The organism is Streptomyces sp. NPDC051738 (genome assembly GCF_044453205.1).
Lineage (GTDB): Bacteria > Actinomycetota > Actinomycetes > Streptomycetales > Streptomycetaceae > Streptomyces.
In genome coordinates this window covers 167,291-183,864 of the sequence record NZ_JBITCM010000009.1, presented here as the reverse complement: position 1 = coordinate 183,864, position 16,574 = coordinate 167,291, and the positions used below count along the sequence as shown (strand labels likewise).

Genomic DNA, 16,574 nt, shown 5'->3' with positions numbered 1-16,574 from the left:
TCAGCCGGTGATGACCAGGCCGACGATCTCGTCGTCCGAGAACCACACTCGGACATCGGGCCGTCCCCCCGCGAAGGCGGTATGGACCGCCTGGCGGATCTCGGGGGACGGATGATTGAGGTTCCGCCAGTCGCCGGCCACGAACAGCCGGAGCCTGGGCGGAAGTTCACGCGGATACGGCAGCAACTCGTCCCAGTACCGCTCGGCCTTGCCCGAGCCGACCGCCTGCGGCAGCAGATAGGTGACCGCCGCCTTGATGTCGGGCCGGTTGCCGACCCGCTGGGAGGCGGGCCGGCCGGGCGCGTCCTGCTGCGGCGAGCCTGTCGCCCGCAGCACCGCACGCGCACGCTCGGGGGACATCGGCTGCTGACCGGCCGCCTTGAGCATGCCCTGCAGCGCGGCCAGCGCGCCGACCACCACCGGGGAGGCGGAGGAGGTCCCCGAGAATGTGTCGGTGTACCAGGCGATCTCCTCGGGCCCGCCCTGCAGATCGCCGGGCTTGTCCCAGAAGCCGCCGGTGGTCGTCACCTCACGCCCCCAGCCCTGGGCGTCCACGCGGGCGCCGTAGTTGGAGAACGCGAGCCGTGAGCGGTCCGGGCCGTGGTCGCGGCCGTGCGTGCCGGGCGGCGGGGCGCCCGCGCCGACCAGGACGGCGCCGGAGGACGGGTTGGACGGGTTGAACGGGTTGCGCCACGACTCGGGGTACCCGTCCGGGCGCCGCTCGTAGACGGCGTCGTCGAGCGACTCGGCGCCGTTGCCCGCCGCCGCCACCACGAGGACGCCCTTGGCGGTGGCGTACCGGATGGCGGCGAGGTCGTCCGGCCACCATTCCAGCGCGATGTATCCGCGCTGGTCGTCGCGCTCGGCGTACTCGAACCGGGGCCCCGGGCGGTGGAGTTCGATCAGCAGGATGTCGCCGGGGCCTAGCCGGTCCGCCGCCGCGTGGATCGCGGCCGCCGTACCGATGCCCTGGAACGACGCGGCCGCGGTCACCGTCTCCGGCACGATGCCGGTGACGCCGAACTCGCCCCGGTCGCCGCCGATCACGCCGATCACGGCGGTGCCGTGGTTGCGCCAGGCGAGGTCGGTCAGCGGGGTGCCGACGACGACGCCGGCCAGCTTGGCCGCCAGGTCCTCGTGGCCCAGCTGCCAGGAGCCCTCCACGTCGATCACGGTCACGCCCTGACCGGCGCCGCCGGGCCGCTGCCAGGCCCAGTACGCGTCGACGCCCTCGGGCGCGGGCCGCAAATAGCCCTGCCGGCCGCTGTAGTCGGGTGTGACCGGCGCGCCCTCCTTCAGGCGCCCGTCCTCGCCGACCTGCCCGATCGCAGCCGGCACCGCGCCCGGCTTCACATACGCCGAGTCGATCCCCGGCAGCGCGGCGATGCGCGCCCTGAGCTCCTCGGCGCGGCGTTCCCCGCCGCGCACCCGGTAGAAGAGCGCGAGGTCGGGCGCGTCGCCCGTGCCGGCGGTCTGCTGGAGTGCGGACTGCTGGAGTCGCTCCTCGCTGCCGAACAGCGGCTCCAGCACGAGTTGTTCATCACTGAGGAACATGTTGAGGGCCGAGACGTCCGAGCCCGCCACCGACCGCACGCCCTCGGCCTGGGCACGCAGCCGGGCCTCGGGACGGGCGACGACGATCAGTTCCCGCTCGGCTCCTCGATAGGTGAATCCCGCTCCGTCGGGCCCCGGCCCGGACGCTCCCGGGCCCTGCGCCGGATCTGCCTGGTCGGTCATCGTCTGCCGCTCCCTTCGGTCCTGTGGGTACCAAGTGCGGGTGGTGCGGCGCGCCTTCGTGGGACAACCAAGCACGCGCGGCCCGGTCCGTCCAGGCATATTTCGCCAACTCAGTTTTAGATAGGTTGAATTGGGTACCGTGTGCAATCCGTCCTGAAACAGATGTCACGCCACAATCGGGCCAGATCCTGTCCAGTCGCTGTCGAGAGGCTGGCTCCTGCTGCGGAGGCGGTCGGCGTGTGATGGGGTGGAGGAGACAGTTGACCGTTGGACCAGCCGACGGCCGGTCCCCGTCCGCGGAAGGACGCACAGTGGCCCCCGAACACCGCTCCTTCGCACCTCATCTCACTCGCCGGAGACTTCTCGCGGCCGGCGCCGCCACCGCCGGCGCCGCGCTCGCCGGATCCGTCGGCACCTCCGCCGCGGCGGCCGAAAAGACCCGGCCCGCCGTGATCCACCTGCCGAACGGCTTCCGCCCGGAGGGCATCGCCATCGGCGGCGGGCCGTACGCCTACCTCGGCTCCCTCGGCGACGGTTCGATCTACCGTGCCGACCTGCGCACCGGCGAGGGCTCGATCATCTCGACGGGCCCGGGCACGCCCTCGGTCGGCCTCAAACTCGACCACCGGGGACGCCTGTTCGTCGCCGGACGCGGCCAGGGCGCCCGCGTCGTGGACGCCCGCACGGGCAAGGTCCTCGCCTCGTACGTCCTCACCACGGCGACCCCGACCTTCGCCAACGACGTGTTCCTGACCCCGCGCGCGGCCTGGTTCACGGACTCCTTCCAGCCCGCGCTGTACGCCCTGCCGCTGGGCCGGCACGGCGAACTGCCGGACCCGGACGACATCGTGAAGATCACGCTGAGCGGCGACTGGAGCCAGGTCGCCGGCGAGGTCGTGAACGCCAACGGCATCACGGCCGCCCCCGACGGCTCGGCGCTCCTCGTCGTGCAGTCCGGGGTCGGCGGCCTGCACCGCGTGGACCCGCGCACCGGCGTCACCCAGCTCGTCGACCTCGGTGACGCGGCCCCGCTCACCAACGGCGACGGCCTGCTGCTGAGCGGGCGGACGCTGTACGTCGTCCAGAACCGGCAGAACGCGATCGACGTGTTCAAGCTCGCCGCCGACGGCCGCAGCGGCGTCTTCCAGCGCCGGATCACCGACCCGCTCTTCGACGTGCCGACCACGGTGGCCGCGCACAAGGGCCGCCTCTACCTGCCCAACGCGCGCTTCACGACGACACCGACGCCGGAGACGACGTACGACGTGATCTCGGTGCCCGCCTGACACCCGGGTGACGCCTGGGACAGCAGAGGGCGGTGCGCAGCTCGGCCCACCGCCCTCTGCTCGCCCCTCAGGGCCTCAGTCCTCCGACGAGTCCTCGTCCTCGTCCTTGGCGCCCGGCTTCGGCGGCATCGGCGGGCGCGTACGGTCGTCGGCCGTCGGGCCGCCGTCCCGGCGCCGCAGATACCGCTCGAACTCGCGGGCGATCGCCTCGCCCGACGCCTCCGGCAGCTCCGCGGTGTCCCGGGCCTCCTCCAGCGTCTGCACGTACTCCGCGACCTCGCTGTCCTCGGCGGCCAGCTGGTCCACGCCGACCTGCCAGGCGCGCGCGTCCTCGGGCAGCTCGCCCAGCGGGATGCGCACGTCGATCAGGTCCTCCAGACGGTTGAGGAGGGACAGCGTCGCCTTCGGGTTCGGCGGCTGCGAGACGTAGTGCGGTACGGCCGCCCACAGCGACACCGCCGGGACGCCGGCGTGCGTGCACGCCTCCTGGAGGACGCCGACGATGCCCGTCGGGCCCTCGTACTTGGTCTCCTCCAGGTCCATACGGCGGGCCAGGTCCGGGTCGGACGTGGTCCCGCTGATCGGGACCGGACGCGTGTGCGGGGTGTCGCCGAGCAGGGCGCCCAGGATGACCACCAGCTCCACGCCCAGTTCGTGCGCGAAGCCGAGCAGCTCGTTGCAGAACGAGCGCCACCGCATGGACGGTTCAATACCCCGGACGAGAACGAGATCGCGCGGCTTCTCGCCGCCGACCCGGACGACCGACAACCTTGTCGTCGGCCATGTGATCTTGCGGACTCCGTCGTCCATCCACACCGTGGGGCGGTTCACCTGGAAGTCGTAGTAGTCCTCGGCGTCGAGCGCCGCGAACACCTCGCCCTTCCACTCCCTGTCCAGATGCGCGACCGCGGTGGAGGCGGCGTCGCCGGCGTCGTTCCAGCCCTCGAACGCGGCCACCATGACCGGGTCGATCAGCTCGGGAACCCCCTCGAGCTCGATCACCCAGTGCCTCCTTCCGACGTGCCCTCGCTTGACCACCCAACCTTACGGCGTGCGGCGGGGGCGCCCGCAGCCCCCTTGCACGGGGGAGTGAACGGATCACTGCCCCGATCGCCACCCCGGAACACCCGACAGTCATCCGACCTGTATCGGGGCACTCACAGCGTCGACCGCAACCACTGCTCCACGCTCGCGATATGCACCGTCGCCCAGGACCGCGCCGCCTCCGCGTCCCGGTCCCGCAACGCCTCCAGGATCGCCCGGTGCTCGTGCAGGGTCCGGCTGACCGCGTCCTCCTGGGTCAGCCCCCGCCAGATCCGCGCCCGCGTCGTCGGCCCCGAGAGCCCGTCGAGGAGTGAGCACAGTACGGAGTTCCCGGAGCTCTGCACGATGCCCCGGTGGAACTCCAGGTCGCAGGCGACGAGTTCCTCCACCGACGGTTCGGTGCCGAGCTTGTCCAACTGGTTGGCCAGCGCGTTCAGTTGCTGCTCGCTGATCCGGGACGCGGCCATCGCCGTGGCGGCCGGCTCCAGGATGCGGCGCACGGCGAGGAACTCCAGCACCGTGTCGTCGCGGTGGAAGTCGACGACGAAGCTCAGCGCCTCCAGCAGCAGCTGTGGGTCGAGGCTGGTGACGTAGGTGCCGTCGCCCTGCCGTACGTCCAGGATCCGGATCAGCGACAGGGCCCGCACGGCCTCCCGCAGGGAGTTGCGGGACAGCCCCAGCTCGGCGGCCAGCTCACTCTCCTTGGGGAGCCGGTCGCCGGGGCGCAGCGCGCCGGAGACGATCATGCCCTTGATCTTCTCGATCGCCTCGTCGGTGACAGCCATGGCCCGCCTCCCTGTCGTTCGGGACGTCACGCAAGTCATCCGACGTCTCAGCCTCATTATGGTGCCTGTTCAGAGCAGCGCCTCCAAGTCGGCGATCACCGCCTCCTCGTCCAGCGTCGTCAGCACCCGGTCCCGCATCAGAATCCGCCCCTCGACCACCGTGTCCCGCACGTCCGCCGAGTGCGCCGCGTAGGCGAGCGTGGACCACGGGTCGTGCAGCGGGCGCAGGTGTGGTGCGTTCAGGTCGAGCACGATCAGGTCGGCCCGCTTGCCCGCCTCCAGCGAGCCCAGCTGCTCCGCGAGCCCCAGCGCCCGCGCGCCCTCGGCCGTCGCCATGCGTACGGCCCGCTCGGCGCCGACCGCCGTGGGATCGCCGCCCGCCTTGTGCACCAGCGCCGCCTGCCGCACCGCCCCCAGCACGTCCAGGGTGTTGGAGCTGACGGCCCCGTCGGTGCCGAGCCCGACGGTCACCCCGGCGCTCAGCAGCCGCGGCACCGGCGCGATGCCGCAGCCCAGCTTCAGGTTCGACACGGGGCAGTGGGCGACGGCCGTGCCGGTGCGGGCCAGCGCCGCGATCTCCGGTCCGGTGAGCTCCACGGCGTGCGCGAGCAGCAGGTCGGGGCCGAGCAGCCCGAGGGAGTCGAGCAGCTCGACCGGGCGCTTGCCCCAGCGCACCTCGACGGTGGCGACCTCGGTCCCGTTCTCGGCGGCGTGGATGTGCAGCAGCGCCCCGAACTCCCGTGCCAGGGCGGCGATCTCGGTGAGCTGGTCGGGGGAGAGGGTGTACGCGGAGTGCGCGAAGACGACGGGACGGCGACCGTGCCGTGCCGGGCCGCGCGCCTCCAGGTCCCGGCGGGCCCACTCCATCCGGTCCTCGAAGGCGAGCTTGTCCGGAGGCTCGGGGACGTCCATGAAGGTCGGCCCGGTCAGCAGCCGCCAGCCCGACTCGCGGGCCGCCCGCTCGGCCGCCTCGTGGAACCAGTACATGTCCAGCGCCGAGGTCACCCCGGCCCGTACGCTCTCGGCCACCGCCAGCCGCACCGCCGCCGCCACGTTCTTCGGCGTCAGCAGCTCGGCCTCCCACCGCAGCACCCGCTCCAGGAAGCCCTGGAGCGTGACGTCGTCGGCGCGGCCGCGCAGCAACGTCATCGCCAGGTGGGTGTGGGTGTTGATCAGGCCGGGGAGGACCAGGCAACCCGCCGCGTCGATGGACTCCCGCGCCGTGAACCGCGTACACAGCTCCTCGGCGGGACCGACGGCGACGATCTCGCCCTCGTCGACCGCGACCGCCCCGCCCCGTACGACGGTTCCGGACTCGTCCACCGTCAGGACGTCACCGCCGTGCACCAGCAGGTCGACGCTCACAGCGCGTTCCCCTCCGCCAGCAGCCGCAACGCCTCCAGCGACACGACGGCGCCCCGCTCCACACCCGCCGCGACGACCTCACGGTGCGGGTCGTAGGCGCTGGCGCCCGCCTCGTCCACCAGCTCGTCCGCGTTCGCCCCGTCGATGACGAGCACGCCGCCCGCGACCAGTCCCCGCAGCGACGCCGTCACCAGCAGCGCCGAAAGCTCCATCTCGATCGCCGCGAGCCCGGCACCGTCGTAGGAGAAGAGCGGGATGAGCCCCGGCTGGAAGGCCGCGCGGGTCCACACGATGCCGCGGTGGTGCGGCGCCCCCGCCTCGCGGGCCGCCCGCTGGAGCGCCAGCACCGCCTCGGGCGCGGAGATCGCCGGGTACTCGGGCGGCAGCAGCTGCTGCGTGACCCCGTCGTCCCGTACGGCCGCCTCCGCGATCACGAGGTCGCCGTCGCCGATGCCCGGCCGCATCGCACCCGCCGTACCGAACCGCAGAATCACCTGTACGCCCGCATCCGCCAGCTCCTGGAACAGCAGGATCGCGCCCGGCCCGCCCACCCCGTGCGAGGCGACGGTGACCGGCACGCCCTTCCAACTCCCGCTGAAGGCACGGTATTCGCGGTGGTACGACACCTCTTCGGCGCCGTCAAGCAGCGCGGCGACGGCCGCCGCGCGGGCCGGGTCGCCGACGACGATCGCGTGCGGCGGGAGTCCCGTGCGGGGTATGCGGGTGACGGGCAGCAGGTCCTGGGTCATGAGGCGGCTCCGGAGGGACGGGGACGGGTGCGACGGCGGCGGGCCGTCGTGAGGAAGAGGGCGCCGAGCGTGACGACGTACGGCGCGGCGTCGGTCGCCTGCTGCGGCAGGCCGAGGCCCTGGAGACGGAAGCCGGCCGCCTCGGCGAGGCCGAACAGCAGGGCGGCGAGCAGCACGCCGAGCGGCAGGGCGCGGCCGAGCATGACCGCGACGACCGCGATCCAGCCCCGGCCGGCCGTCATGTTCTCGGAGAACAACGTGACGTTGCCGAGGGCGAGTTGGGCTCCGGCGAGACCGCACAGCACACCCGAGACCAGGACGGCCGCGTACTTGTACTTCGCCGGGTTCACCCCGAGCGTGGCCGCCGCGTCCGGCGCCTCGCCGACCCCGCGCAGCCTGAGCCCCCACACATGCCGCGACAGCAGCAGAGCCGCCACCCCGACCGTCGCCCACGCCAGATACGCGAGCGGCGTGAAGCCGCCGACCAGCGGCAGCCCGGCCAGGGCCGGGTCGTCGAAGGTGCCCTGGACGCCGAAGACCGTACGGAGCAGGAAGCTGGTGAGGCCGACGGCCAGCAGGTTCATGGCGATGCCCAGCACCACCGCGTCCCCGCGCAGGGTCACCGCGCCCACCGCCAGGATCAGCGAGTACGCCGCCGCCGCGAGCGCCGCCGCCAGCACGCCCAGCCAGGGGCTGCCGGTGAACCAGCTCGTCGCCACGGCCGTGAAGCAGCCCATCAGCATCATGCCTTCGAGGCCGATGTTGAACACGCCCGCCCGCTCGCACAGGGCACCGCCCAGCGCGGCCAGCAGGATCGGGGTCAGCGCGCGCAGCGCCGACATCAGGAGATCGGAGTCGAAGAACATCACACCGCCTCCTTACGACGGTTGAACCAGCGACCGGGGAAACGCAGCCGGGCCGCCAGGAACACGATCACGATCGCCTGGAGCACCTGCGTCAGCTCGCGCGGCACCTCCGTCGTCCGCTCCATCGCGAGCCCGCCGACCTGGAGGACCGCGAAGAAGAACGAGGCGATCAGCGTGCCGAGCGGAGCCGCGGCCGCCAGCAGCGCGGCCGTCAGACCCGTCCAGGTGTAGGCGGGCGCGGTCAGCGAGCCGTCGACGAAGCGGTACGGGAAGCTCAACACCCCGATCGCGCCCACCAGTCCGGCGAGCGCGCCGGAGACGGACATCAACTTCAGGGTGAGGGCCTTGCGTTCGACGCCCGCGTAGGCGGAGAAGCGCGCGTTGAGACCCGTCATCCGTATCTCGTACCCGATCGCGGTGCGCCGATCCGTGAACCAGTACGCCGCCGCCGCGAGCACGACGAGCACGAGACCGACGGTCACCGTGGACTCCCCGAACGCGGGCAGCGCCACGCCGTCCGGCAGGGCCCGTGTCTGCGGGAGGCTGGAGCCGGGCTCCTTGAGCGGGTAGCGCGCCAGGTAGGAGGCGAGCGACACCGCCGGGTAGCTCAGCAGCAGGCTGCTGACCAGCAGCGGGACACCGAGGTGGTTCTCGCACAGGGCGGCCAGCACGGCGTACGCGGCGCCCGCCGCCATGCCCGCGAGCAGCGCCAGTACGACGGTGAGCGGCGCGGGCAGCGGCGAGTACAGGCCGGTCACGGCCGCGGTGATGCCGCCCAGCACCAACTGGCCGTCGCCGCCGAGGTTGATGAGCCCGGCGCGCAGCGGGATCGCCAGCGCGAGCGCCATGCCGAGCACGCTGGTGGCGGTGGTCAGGGTGGAGCCGATGCCGTCGGCGCCGAGCGCGCCGGTCAGGACCGCCTCGTAGGCCGTGATCGGGTCCGCGCCGGTGCCGACGAGGAAGAGCGCGCCGATGACGACGCCCGCGAGCACGGAGAAGGTGATGGGGGAGCGCAGGGCTCCCGCTATGTGATCAAGTCTCATGTCAGTCAGCGGCCTTCACTTGCGCGCGGGTGTCGCCGCCGCCCGCCATCGCGAGCCCCAGCGTCCGCTCGTCCGCCTCGTCCTTGGTGTACGACGCCGCGACCCGGCCCTCGTACATCACCAGCACCCGGTCCGCGAGCCCCCGGATCTCGCTCAGCTCGGCCGAGACGAGCAGGACGGCGTGACCGGCGTCGCGGTAGGCGATCAGCTGGTCGTGGATGTTCTGGATGGCGCCGATGTCGACACCGCGCGTGGGCTGCTCGACGAGCAGCAGCGGTGCGTCATGGGCGAGTTCGCGGCCGATCAGGAGCTTCTGCAGATTGCCGCCGGACAGTGCGGAGGCGGGCACCTCAGGGGTCGACGTCTTGATGCCGAACCGCTCGACCAGCCTCTTCGCGTGCGCCCGGACGGCCGTCGGCGGCAGCAGTCCTCGGGAGGACAGGGACGTACGGTGGTGGCCCATCGCGAGGTTGTCCGCGACCGAGGCCGCGGGCGCCGTACCGACCGCGTGGCGGTCCTCCGGGACGTACGCCAGCCCCTTGGCGCGGCGCTCGGTCGCCGAGGCGTGGGTGATGTCCGCGCCCTGGAGCGTGACCCGCCCGGCGCCGGTCTGCCGCAGCCCGGCCAGCGCCTCGACCAGCTCGCTCTGCCCGTTGCCCGCCACGCCCGCGATGCCGACGATCTCCCCGGCGCGCACGGTCAGGTCGACGTCGCGCACGGCGTCGGTGGCCAGACCGGCCACGTCGAGGACCACCTCGCCCGGGGTGCCCGGCGCGTGGATGCGGTCCAGCTCGACCGTGCGGCCGGTCATCGCGGCGGCGATCTCGTCGGCGGAGGTCTCCGCGGTGACCAGGCGGGCGACCACCCGGCCGTCCCGCAGCACGGTCACCCGGTCGCTGCCTTCGAGGACCTCGCGCAGCTTGTGGGTGACAAGGATCACCGTACGGCCCTCGGCGGCCAGCGACTTGAGCACCGCGAACAGGGCGTCCGCCTCGGCCGGCGTGAGCACGGCGGTCGGCTCGTCGAGGATGAGGGTGCGGGCGCCGCGGTGCAGCAGCTTGAGGATCTCCACGCGCTGGCGCAGGCCCACCGGCAGGTCCCCGACCCGCGCGTCCGGGTCGACGGACAGCCCGTGCTCCTCGGCGAGTTCACGCACCCGGCGGCGGGCGGCGGCCCGGTCCACCAGGCCGAAGCGGCGCGGCTCGGCGGCGTAGACGACGTTCTCGGCGACGCTGAGGGAGTCGAACAGCTTGAAGCTCTGGTGCACCATGCCGAGCCCGGCGGCCATGGCCTCGGAGGGGCTGGCGAAGCCGGATGTGACGGCCTGCTCGTCGACCTGGATCGAACCGGCGTCGGCGCGCTCCATGCCGTACAGCACCGACATCAGCGTGGACTTGCCCGCACCGTTCTCGCCCATCAGCGCGTGGATCTCACCGCGCCGGACGGTGAGGTCGACGGCGTCGTTGGCGAGCGTGCCGGGGAACCGCTTGGTGATTCCCCGGAGCTCGACCGCGACGCCGTCGGAGCCCTTGACGACCCCGGCGCCCTCGACCTCAGCTCGCGGCGGGGTCATCGACCGTCAGCTTCCCGGCCACGATCTGGTCGCGCAGCGCCTCGACCTGCTTCAGGACGTCCTTGTGGTCGGCGATCACGCACTTCGACGAGTCCACGCCGTCCTCCAGGCCGGTGAGGCTGATGCCGCCCTCCTTCAGGCCGTACGAGACGGTCGTGCCCGTCTTTCCGGCGAGCACCGACTCGATGCCCTTCTCCACGGCGACGTCCGTGCGCTTGATCACGTTGTCGACGACCGTGCCGGGAGCCGAGACGCACTGGTTGACGTCGACGCCGTACGCGAACGCGCCCTTGGCCTTCGCCGCCTCGAAGACGCCGTAGTTTCCGGCCGCGGCGGCCGCCATGATCTGGTCGTAGCCCTTGGCGAGCAGGGAGTTCGCCTGCTCCTTGGCGCGGGCCGAGTCGTCGAAGGGGGACTGGCCGCCGACGAAGCGCGTGGACGTCTCCGTCTTGGCGGCGACCTTCTTGGCGCCGGCCGCGAACGGGTCGCTGTAGCGGCGGAACTGGGGCGTGTCGAGGACGTCGACCGCGCCGACCTTGCCCGACTTGCTGAGCAGGCCCGCCTCGGCGCCCGCGAGGTAGACGCCCTCGTGCTCGCGGAAGACCGCGCAGCTGACGTTCTGATACGTCTTCGTGGTGCACGCGTCGACGATCAGGAACTGCTGCTTCGGGTTCTTCTCGGCCTGCTGGGCGACGAGGTCGGCGAACTCGAAGCCGACCAGCACGATGACGTCCGGCTTGGCGTCCACCGCGGCCTGGACGTTCTGCTGCTGGGAGGCGGTGTCCGTGGACTCGTACACCTTCTGCGACCCGTCGTGCTGCTTCGCCGCGTCCTTGACGCCGCTGACGGCGAGCTTCAGGAACTCGTTCTGGCCGACGGCGTCGGGGGTGACGAGCGTGAAGGACTTCCCGCTGCCGCCGCTCGCGCTGTCGGCGGTGTCCTTCTTCGCGGCGGCGTTGCAGGCGGTGGCCGCGGTGACCACGAGCGCGGTGGTGGCGGCGAGTTGCAGGGAACGGCGGAATCTCGAGGGCATCGGGGACCTTCCGGGGGTGCGGCAAGGAGCGCTCGACGGTGAGCGTGTGCGGTGAGGTGGGCGACGGGGCCGGGGCCGAGGTGGGGGCGGCTCGGCGGCTCAGGGGCGAGTCAGGGTCGACAGCCGTCGCCGGCGCACCGGCCGAAGTCAAGGAAGCGGCGCCTGGTGAGCAGCACTCGTCCTCCCTCGTCTCGACTGGCGGCTGCGGGTGGGTGGACTTTACACCCAGCATTCGGACACCCGCCCGACTGTCTCGAACTGTGGTTCTTCAAGGTCATGTACCGTGACGAGACCCACAGGAGCAGCAGGAGTGTCCTTTATGTCCCAGGAGTTGCGTGCCGTCCACTGGACCGGAAACAGCCTTGCGCTGATCGACCAGACCCTGCTTCCGCAGCGCACCGAGACGATGGATGTCCGCGATGTGGACACTCTGGTCGACGCGATCCAGCGCCTCGTCGTGCGGGGCGCTCCGGCGATCGGCGCGGCGGGCGCGTACGGCGTCGCGCTCGCGCTGCTCCAGGGCGAGCGCGAGGGCTGGTCGGCCGACCAGGTGCGCGCGGCCGTGGCCCGGGTCCGAGAGGCCCGGCCCACCGCGGTCAACCTCATGGTGTGCGTGGACCGCGTCATGACCCGCTTCGACGAGGGCCTCGACGCCGTCCTGGACGAGTCCGCCGCCGTACAGCGCGAGGACATAGAGGCGAACCGCGCCATGGGCGCGTACGGCGCCGACTGGCTGCTCGAACGCGTCGGCGTCGAGCGGCCGTTGCGCATCCTCACCCACTGCAACACCGGCGCGCTCGCCACCGCCGGATGGGGCACGGCACTCGGCGTCATCCGGGAACTGCACGCGCGGGGCCGCCTGGAGGTCGTGTACGCCGACGAGACGCGCCCGCTGCTCCAGGGGTCCCGCCTGACCGCCTGGGAGCTGGCCCAGGAGGGCATCCCGCACTACGTCCAGGCCGACGGCGCGGCGGCCGGCACCATCCTGCGCGGCGAGGTCGACGCGGCGATCGTCGGCGCCGACCGCATCGCCGCGAACGGCGACACCGCGAACAAGGTCGGCACCGTGGGCGTCGCCCTGGCCTGCGCGGACGCCGGTATCCCGTTCCTGGTGGCGGCACCCACGACGACCGTCGACCTGGCCACGAAGACCGGCGACGACATCCACATCGAACTCCGGGGCGAGGACGAGGTCCTGGAGTGGGGCGGCGTCCGCACGGCCCCGGCCATGTCGCGCGGCCACAACCCGGCGTTCGACGTCACGCCGGGGCGGCTGGTCACGGGGCTCGTGACCGAGCGCGGGGTGCTTCAGGTGTCGGCGGGGGAGCTGCCGGGGGAGCGGCTGCGCTGACATCCGTGGGGGAGCTGCCGGGGCCGTGCCGAAGTCCGCGGGCCATGGCACCGACCTATACTCCGACCTCATGGCCGACGCAGCGATCTCACCGGATGCGGATCTGGTCGGCGCCCTGAAGGCGCTGGCCAACCCCGTCCGGTTGCAGCTGCTGGTGTGGCTGCGCGAGCCGGAGCGGCACTTCTCCCAGTACGAGGCGATCGCGGACCCCGTCGAGGTGGGCGTCTGTGTGAGCCACATCCAGGCCAAGGCCGGGCTGGCCCAGTCGACGGTGTCGGCGTACATGGCGGAGCTGCACCGGGCGGGGCTGGTGCGGGCGACGCGGGTGGGCAAGTGGACCCACTACAGGCGGGACGAGGCGCGCATCGCCGAGCTGGTGGCCCAACTCGGGCGGACGCTCTAGCGGTTGGAGCATGTGCTCACACGGTTGGCCTGTTGCGTTTCATATCGAGAATCTGCGATATTTCGATGCATGGAGAATCCGGGCATGCGGAAACTGGGCACCTTCGGCATCTACACCTTCGACTTCGAGCACCAGCCGGCCGCGCAGGTGCGTGACTCCGTACAGGAGCTGGAGCAACAGGGATGGCGGGCGGTGTGGTTCCCCGAGGTCGGCGGGCGCGAGGCGCTCACCCAGGCCGGCTATCTGCTCTCCTGCACCGAGCGGCTGCACGTCCTCAACGGCATCGCGCAGATCTGGCAGCGGGAGGCGAGCGCGACCCACGCCGCGAGCGTTCTGCTGGCCGACGCCTACCCGGGACGGCATGTCCTGGGCCTGGGATTCGGCGGCGTACGACGCCCGGGAGTCAAGCCCCTGGCCGCAATGGCCGGGTACCTCGACGAGCTGGACACGCTCACGAAGGAGTCACCCAACCCGGCGCCACAGACCCCGCTCCGCCGCCTCCTGGCCGCGTACGGCCCCAAGATGCTCGCCCTGGCCCGGGACCGCTCCGCCGGCGCCCACACCTACCACGTCAACACGGCCCACACCGCCCAGGCGAGGGAGATCCTCGGCCCCGACGTGTTCCTCGGAGTCGAGCACCCGGTGCTCTTCGAGCCGGACCCCGACAAGGCCCGCGCCACGGCACGCGAGCACCTGGACCCGTACCTCAACACCCCGTACAACATCGCCAAGTTCCGCCGCCTCGGCTACTCGGACGACGAGATCGAGCACGGCGGCAGCGACCGGCTAGTGGACGACCTCGTGTTCTGGGGGGACGTGGACACGGTGGCGGACAAGCTACGCGCCCACGTCGAGGCGGGCGCCGACCACGTCGCCGTACAGGTCATCGGCACGGAGCCGGGCGGTTCCGCGATGCCGCACTGGCGGCGGCTGGGGGAGGCGCTGCTCGGGCGGGGGGACGCGGACGCGTAGAGCAAAACTGGCTGCGGTTCGGCCGCGCCCCTGAAGGGGCGCGGGGAACTGCGCGCCCAGCCACGATGGCGCCGCAGCCGATCGACGGCATATCGCGGCCCCGCGGCGGAGCCGCATATCGACACAGCCAGCGGAGCGCCTAGCGCTGAGCCAGCTCCAACTCCAGCAGCCACTCCACCACTTCGGTGTGGTGCCGGGCCTGGCGAGGGTCGGCGCCCCAGACGTACAGGCCGTGTCCGGCCACGACCACCGCGGGCATACGGGGGTCGCGCGCGGCCTCCAGGCGGTCGCCGAGGACCTTCATGTCCTGGCTGTTGGCGATGACCGGCAGGGTCACCTCCACGTCGTGGGCGGGCTGGCCGACGCCCTTGAGCATCTCCACGTCCTTGAACACGATGCCGCCGGGCTCACGGCGCCCCATCGCCACGGACGCGACCGTGTGCACGTGGACCACGGCCCCGGCACCGGTCAACGCGGCCACGCGCGCGTGCAGTTCCGCCTCGGCGGACGGCTTGCCGCCGTGCACCGCGGCGCCCAGGTCGTCGACCAGTACGACGTCCGCGGGCGTCAGTTCGCCCTTGTCGTGGCCGCTGGCCGTGACCGCGAGCCGCAGCGGGTCGCGGGACAGCACCACGGACAGGTTGCCGGAGGTGCCCCGCATCCACCCGAAGGAAGCGAACCGGGCGGACTCGGCGGCCAGCACCGCACCCGCCTTCTCCAGGTCGACTTGGCTGATCTCGGCGGTCACGTGCTGCTCCCGGAGGTGGTGATGGTGATCTCGTCGAACGTCCCCGCCTGCGCGTGGTCGCCGACGCCCTGCTCGTAGTACGGCTCCCCGGGCCGCCGGACGCCGACCGTACGCCAGCCCGCCGCACGGGCCGCGTCCAGCTCGCCGGGGCGGTCGGAGAGGAAGAGGAGACGGGCGGGCGCGATGCCGGTCGACTCCGCGATACGGCGGTACGACTCCGGCTCCTGCTTGGGGCCCGCGTTCTCGGTGTCGTACAGACCCGAGACGAGCGACGTCAGATCGCCCTCCGGGCTGTTGGTGAACCATGCCCGCTGGGCCGCCACCGACCCCGACGAGTAGACGTACAGCCGTGCTCCCGCCGTGTGCCACGCCCGCAGACGCGGCAGGACGTCGTCGTAGAAGTGCGACACGAGGTCGCCGCGAGCGAAGCCCTCGGACCAGATGATGCCCTGGAGGGTCTTCAGCGGTGTCGCCTTGCGGTCCTCGTCCAGCCAGACGCCCAGGGTCTTCTCCACCGCCTCCGCGTCGGCCTGCGGATCGCCCGTCAGCTCCCGCACCTGGGCGAGTGCCCGCGCCACCTCCGGGTCATCGCCCCGCTCGGCCAGCAGCGCGCCGAACCGTGAGCGCGAGTACGGGTACAGCACGTCGACGACGAACCCGGTGGCGCTCGTGGTGCCCTCGATGTCGAGCACCACGGCGTCCACGTCGTACGTCAGGTCCCGCACGCTCACGCGGCGGCCCTGTCGGCCTCGTAGCCGGCCGCGATCGTGTCGTAGTCCGGGAAGCTCGTGGCGATGGTGGAACCGGTGAAGTTGCCGATCCAGCCGTCCTCCTCGTGGAAGAAGCGGATCGCGGTGAAGGACGGCTTCGTGCCCATGTCGAACCAGTGCGTCGTGCCGCGCGGCACGCCCAGCAGGTCGCCCTTCTCGCAGAAGACCGCGTGCACCTCGCCGTTCACGTGGAGGTAGAAGATGCCGGAGCCGGAGACGAAGAAGCGGACCTCGTCATCGTCGTCGTGCGTGTGCTCCTGGAGGAACTTCTCGCGGGCCGCCTTCGCCTTCGCCGGGAACTCCGGGTCGTCGCTGGGGTGCAGGCCCAGGACGTCGACGGTGGTGAAGCCCTCCTCGGCGTTGAGCCGGTCGATCTCCGGGCCGTACGCGGCGAACACGGTGTCGCTGTCGGCGTCGAACGGCACGTCCTCGCGGACCGGCCACTGCTCGTAGCGCACGCCCAGCGGCTTCAGGGCCTCGGCGATCTCGGCGGGGTCCGAGGTGCGGCGGGTCACGGTCTCCGGCCCGGACTCGGGCCAGGTCGTCAGCAGGGTCATGGGGCAACTCCTGGAGCTGGAAGGGGACCGGGTACCGAGACAAGCACCCGGAGGGGGAGGCGGGAAGGGCGCAGCGGCGGAAGGCTGATCAGCGCCGGTCAGCCACGACACCGCGCGCCGGGACAGCACCGCATGCGGGGCATGCACATCGCTGTCGCGCGGGGTGTCGTCATCAGGGCCTCACTGTGCCGGTTCGGGGTGCCGGTCCCGTGATCGTAACTCCGTCGAGACGCCGTCGCCGTGCCGACCGGGTGTGACGAAGTCGTTGTCTCACGTGGTGAGAAACCGCTTC

General features: G+C 72.1%; 16 protein-coding genes. 4 read left to right on the top strand and 12 right to left on the bottom strand.

Annotated elements, in window-relative coordinates:
• Positions 1 to 1,737, bottom strand: a complete 1,737-nt coding sequence (locus ACIA8X_RS22610; RefSeq protein WP_393457743.1) for a S8 family peptidase — start codon at positions 1,735 to 1,737, stop codon at positions 1 to 3.
• 311 nt (positions 1,738 to 2,048) lie between these two features.
• Here ACIA8X_RS22610 and ACIA8X_RS22605 point away from each other — a divergent pair, with 311 nt between their 5' ends.
• Entirely contained in the window at positions 2,049 to 3,023 is a 975-nt protein-coding gene (locus ACIA8X_RS22605; RefSeq protein ID WP_399458956.1) for an SMP-30/gluconolactonase/LRE family protein, read from the top strand.
• 75 nt (positions 3,024 to 3,098) lie between these two features.
• Here ACIA8X_RS22605 and ACIA8X_RS22600 read toward each other — a convergent pair whose 3' ends face one another.
• The 8 genes from ACIA8X_RS22600 to ACIA8X_RS22565 all read right to left on the bottom strand — a co-directional run bounded on the left by ACIA8X_RS22600 (position 3,099) and on the right by ACIA8X_RS22565 (position 11,481).
• Positions 3,099 to 4,025 carry a PAC2 family protein gene (locus ACIA8X_RS22600; protein WP_393457737.1) on the bottom strand — a complete coding sequence of 309 codons (927 nt, stop codon included), beginning with the start codon at positions 4,023 to 4,025 and terminating at the stop codon, positions 3,099 to 3,101.
• Between the two features lie 155 nt (positions 4,026 to 4,180).
• Entirely contained in the window at positions 4,181 to 4,852 is a 672-nt protein-coding gene (locus tag ACIA8X_RS22595; RefSeq protein WP_393457734.1) for a FadR/GntR family transcriptional regulator, read from the bottom strand.
• 69 nt (positions 4,853 to 4,921) lie between these two features.
• Positions 4,922 to 6,217 (bottom strand): amidohydrolase, encoded by a 1,296-nt coding sequence (locus tag ACIA8X_RS22590; protein WP_399458955.1) that lies wholly within the window; start codon positions 6,215 to 6,217, stop codon positions 4,922 to 4,924.
• The gene (locus ACIA8X_RS22585; RefSeq protein WP_393457728.1) at positions 6,214 to 6,966 is read right to left on the bottom strand and encodes a nucleoside phosphorylase; all 753 of its coding nucleotides are present in this window, start codon (positions 6,964 to 6,966) and stop codon (positions 6,214 to 6,216) included. Before ACIA8X_RS22585 ends, ACIA8X_RS22590 begins: the two co-directional genes overlap by 4 nt.
• The gene (locus tag ACIA8X_RS22580; protein WP_393457725.1) at positions 6,963 to 7,832 is read right to left on the bottom strand and encodes an ABC transporter permease; all 870 of its coding nucleotides are present in this window, start codon (positions 7,830 to 7,832) and stop codon (positions 6,963 to 6,965) included. Before ACIA8X_RS22580 ends, ACIA8X_RS22585 begins: the two co-directional genes overlap by 4 nt.
• Entirely contained in the window at positions 7,832 to 8,875 is a 1,044-nt protein-coding gene (locus tag ACIA8X_RS22575) for an ABC transporter permease (RefSeq protein WP_399458953.1), read from the bottom strand. Before ACIA8X_RS22575 ends, ACIA8X_RS22580 begins: the two co-directional genes overlap by 1 nt.
• 1 nt (position 8,876) lies before the next feature.
• Positions 8,877 to 10,448, bottom strand: coding sequence for an ABC transporter ATP-binding protein (locus ACIA8X_RS22570; protein ID WP_393457719.1), 1,572 nt, complete (start codon positions 10,446 to 10,448; stop codon positions 8,877 to 8,879).
• A complete protein-coding gene (locus ACIA8X_RS22565; RefSeq protein ID WP_393457716.1) occupies positions 10,429 to 11,481 on the bottom strand; it encodes a BMP family ABC transporter substrate-binding protein in 1,053 nt (350 codons plus the stop codon). The genes ACIA8X_RS22570 and ACIA8X_RS22565 overlap by 20 nt, the downstream gene beginning before the upstream one ends.
• A gap of 319 nt (positions 11,482 to 11,800) precedes the next feature.
• Between ACIA8X_RS22565 and mtnA the strand changes: the two genes are divergently transcribed.
• From mtnA to ACIA8X_RS22550, 3 genes are all read left to right on the top strand, one after another.
• A complete protein-coding gene (mtnA, locus tag ACIA8X_RS22560) occupies positions 11,801 to 12,832 on the top strand; it encodes an S-methyl-5-thioribose-1-phosphate isomerase (protein ID WP_393457713.1) in 1,032 nt (343 codons plus the stop codon).
• Positions 12,833 to 12,902: 70 nt separating this feature from the next.
• Positions 12,903 to 13,235: an ArsR/SmtB family transcription factor gene (locus ACIA8X_RS22555; RefSeq protein ID WP_393457710.1), complete on the top strand. Its 333-nt coding sequence runs from the start codon at positions 12,903 to 12,905 to the stop codon at positions 13,233 to 13,235.
• Between the two features lie 84 nt (positions 13,236 to 13,319).
• On the top strand, positions 13,320 to 14,207 hold the full coding sequence (locus ACIA8X_RS22550) for a TIGR03620 family F420-dependent LLM class oxidoreductase (RefSeq protein ID WP_399458952.1): 888 nt from the start codon (positions 13,320 to 13,322) through the stop codon (positions 14,205 to 14,207).
• Between the two features lie 139 nt (positions 14,208 to 14,346).
• Here ACIA8X_RS22550 and mtnB read toward each other — a convergent pair whose 3' ends face one another.
• Genes mtnB through ACIA8X_RS22535 form a run of 3 tightly spaced genes read right to left on the bottom strand, consistent with a single transcriptional unit; the run spans position 14,347 to position 16,282 of the window.
• Positions 14,347 to 14,955 carry a methylthioribulose 1-phosphate dehydratase gene (gene mtnB, locus ACIA8X_RS22545; RefSeq protein ID WP_093911077.1) on the bottom strand — a complete coding sequence of 203 codons (609 nt, stop codon included), beginning with the start codon at positions 14,953 to 14,955 and terminating at the stop codon, positions 14,347 to 14,349.
• Complete coding sequence (gene mtnC, locus ACIA8X_RS22540; RefSeq protein ID WP_399458951.1) at positions 14,952 to 15,686, bottom strand: acireductone synthase; 735 nt, start codon at positions 15,684 to 15,686, stop codon at positions 14,952 to 14,954. Before mtnC ends, mtnB begins: the two co-directional genes overlap by 4 nt.
• On the bottom strand, positions 15,683 to 16,282 hold the full coding sequence (locus ACIA8X_RS22535; RefSeq protein ID WP_393457701.1) for an acireductone dioxygenase: 600 nt from the start codon (positions 16,280 to 16,282) through the stop codon (positions 15,683 to 15,685). Before ACIA8X_RS22535 ends, mtnC begins: the two co-directional genes overlap by 4 nt.
• Positions 16,283 to 16,574 lie beyond the last annotated feature (292 nt).

Coding starts and splice junctions, on each gene's coding strand:
- ACIA8X_RS22610 (WP_393457743.1), bottom strand. CDS start 1,737: ATGACCGACCAGGCAGATCCGGCGCAGGGCCCGGGAGCGTCCGGGCCG.
- ACIA8X_RS22595 (WP_393457734.1), bottom strand. CDS start 4,852: ATGGCTGTCACCGACGAGGCGATCGAGAAGATCAAGGGCATGATCGTC.
- ACIA8X_RS22585 (WP_393457728.1), bottom strand. CDS start 6,966: ATGACCCAGGACCTGCTGCCCGTCACCCGCATACCCCGCACGGGACTC.
- ACIA8X_RS22580 (WP_393457725.1), bottom strand. CDS start 7,832: ATGTTCTTCGACTCCGATCTCCTGATGTCGGCGCTGCGCGCGCTGACC.
- ACIA8X_RS22575 (WP_399458953.1), bottom strand. CDS start 8,875: ATGAGACTTGATCACATAGCGGGAGCCCTGCGCTCCCCCATCACCTTC.
- ACIA8X_RS22570 (WP_393457719.1), bottom strand. CDS start 10,448: ATGACCCCGCCGCGAGCTGAGGTCGAGGGCGCCGGGGTCGTCAAGGGC.
- ACIA8X_RS22565 (WP_393457716.1), bottom strand. CDS start 11,481: ATGCCCTCGAGATTCCGCCGTTCCCTGCAACTCGCCGCCACCACCGCG.
- mtnA (WP_393457713.1), top strand. CDS start 11,801: ATGTCCCAGGAGTTGCGTGCCGTCCACTGGACCGGAAACAGCCTTGCG.
- ACIA8X_RS22555 (WP_393457710.1), top strand. CDS start 12,903: ATGGCCGACGCAGCGATCTCACCGGATGCGGATCTGGTCGGCGCCCTG.
- ACIA8X_RS22550 (WP_399458952.1), top strand. CDS start 13,320: ATGCGGAAACTGGGCACCTTCGGCATCTACACCTTCGACTTCGAGCAC.
- ACIA8X_RS22535 (WP_393457701.1), bottom strand. CDS start 16,282: ATGACCCTGCTGACGACCTGGCCCGAGTCCGGGCCGGAGACCGTGACC.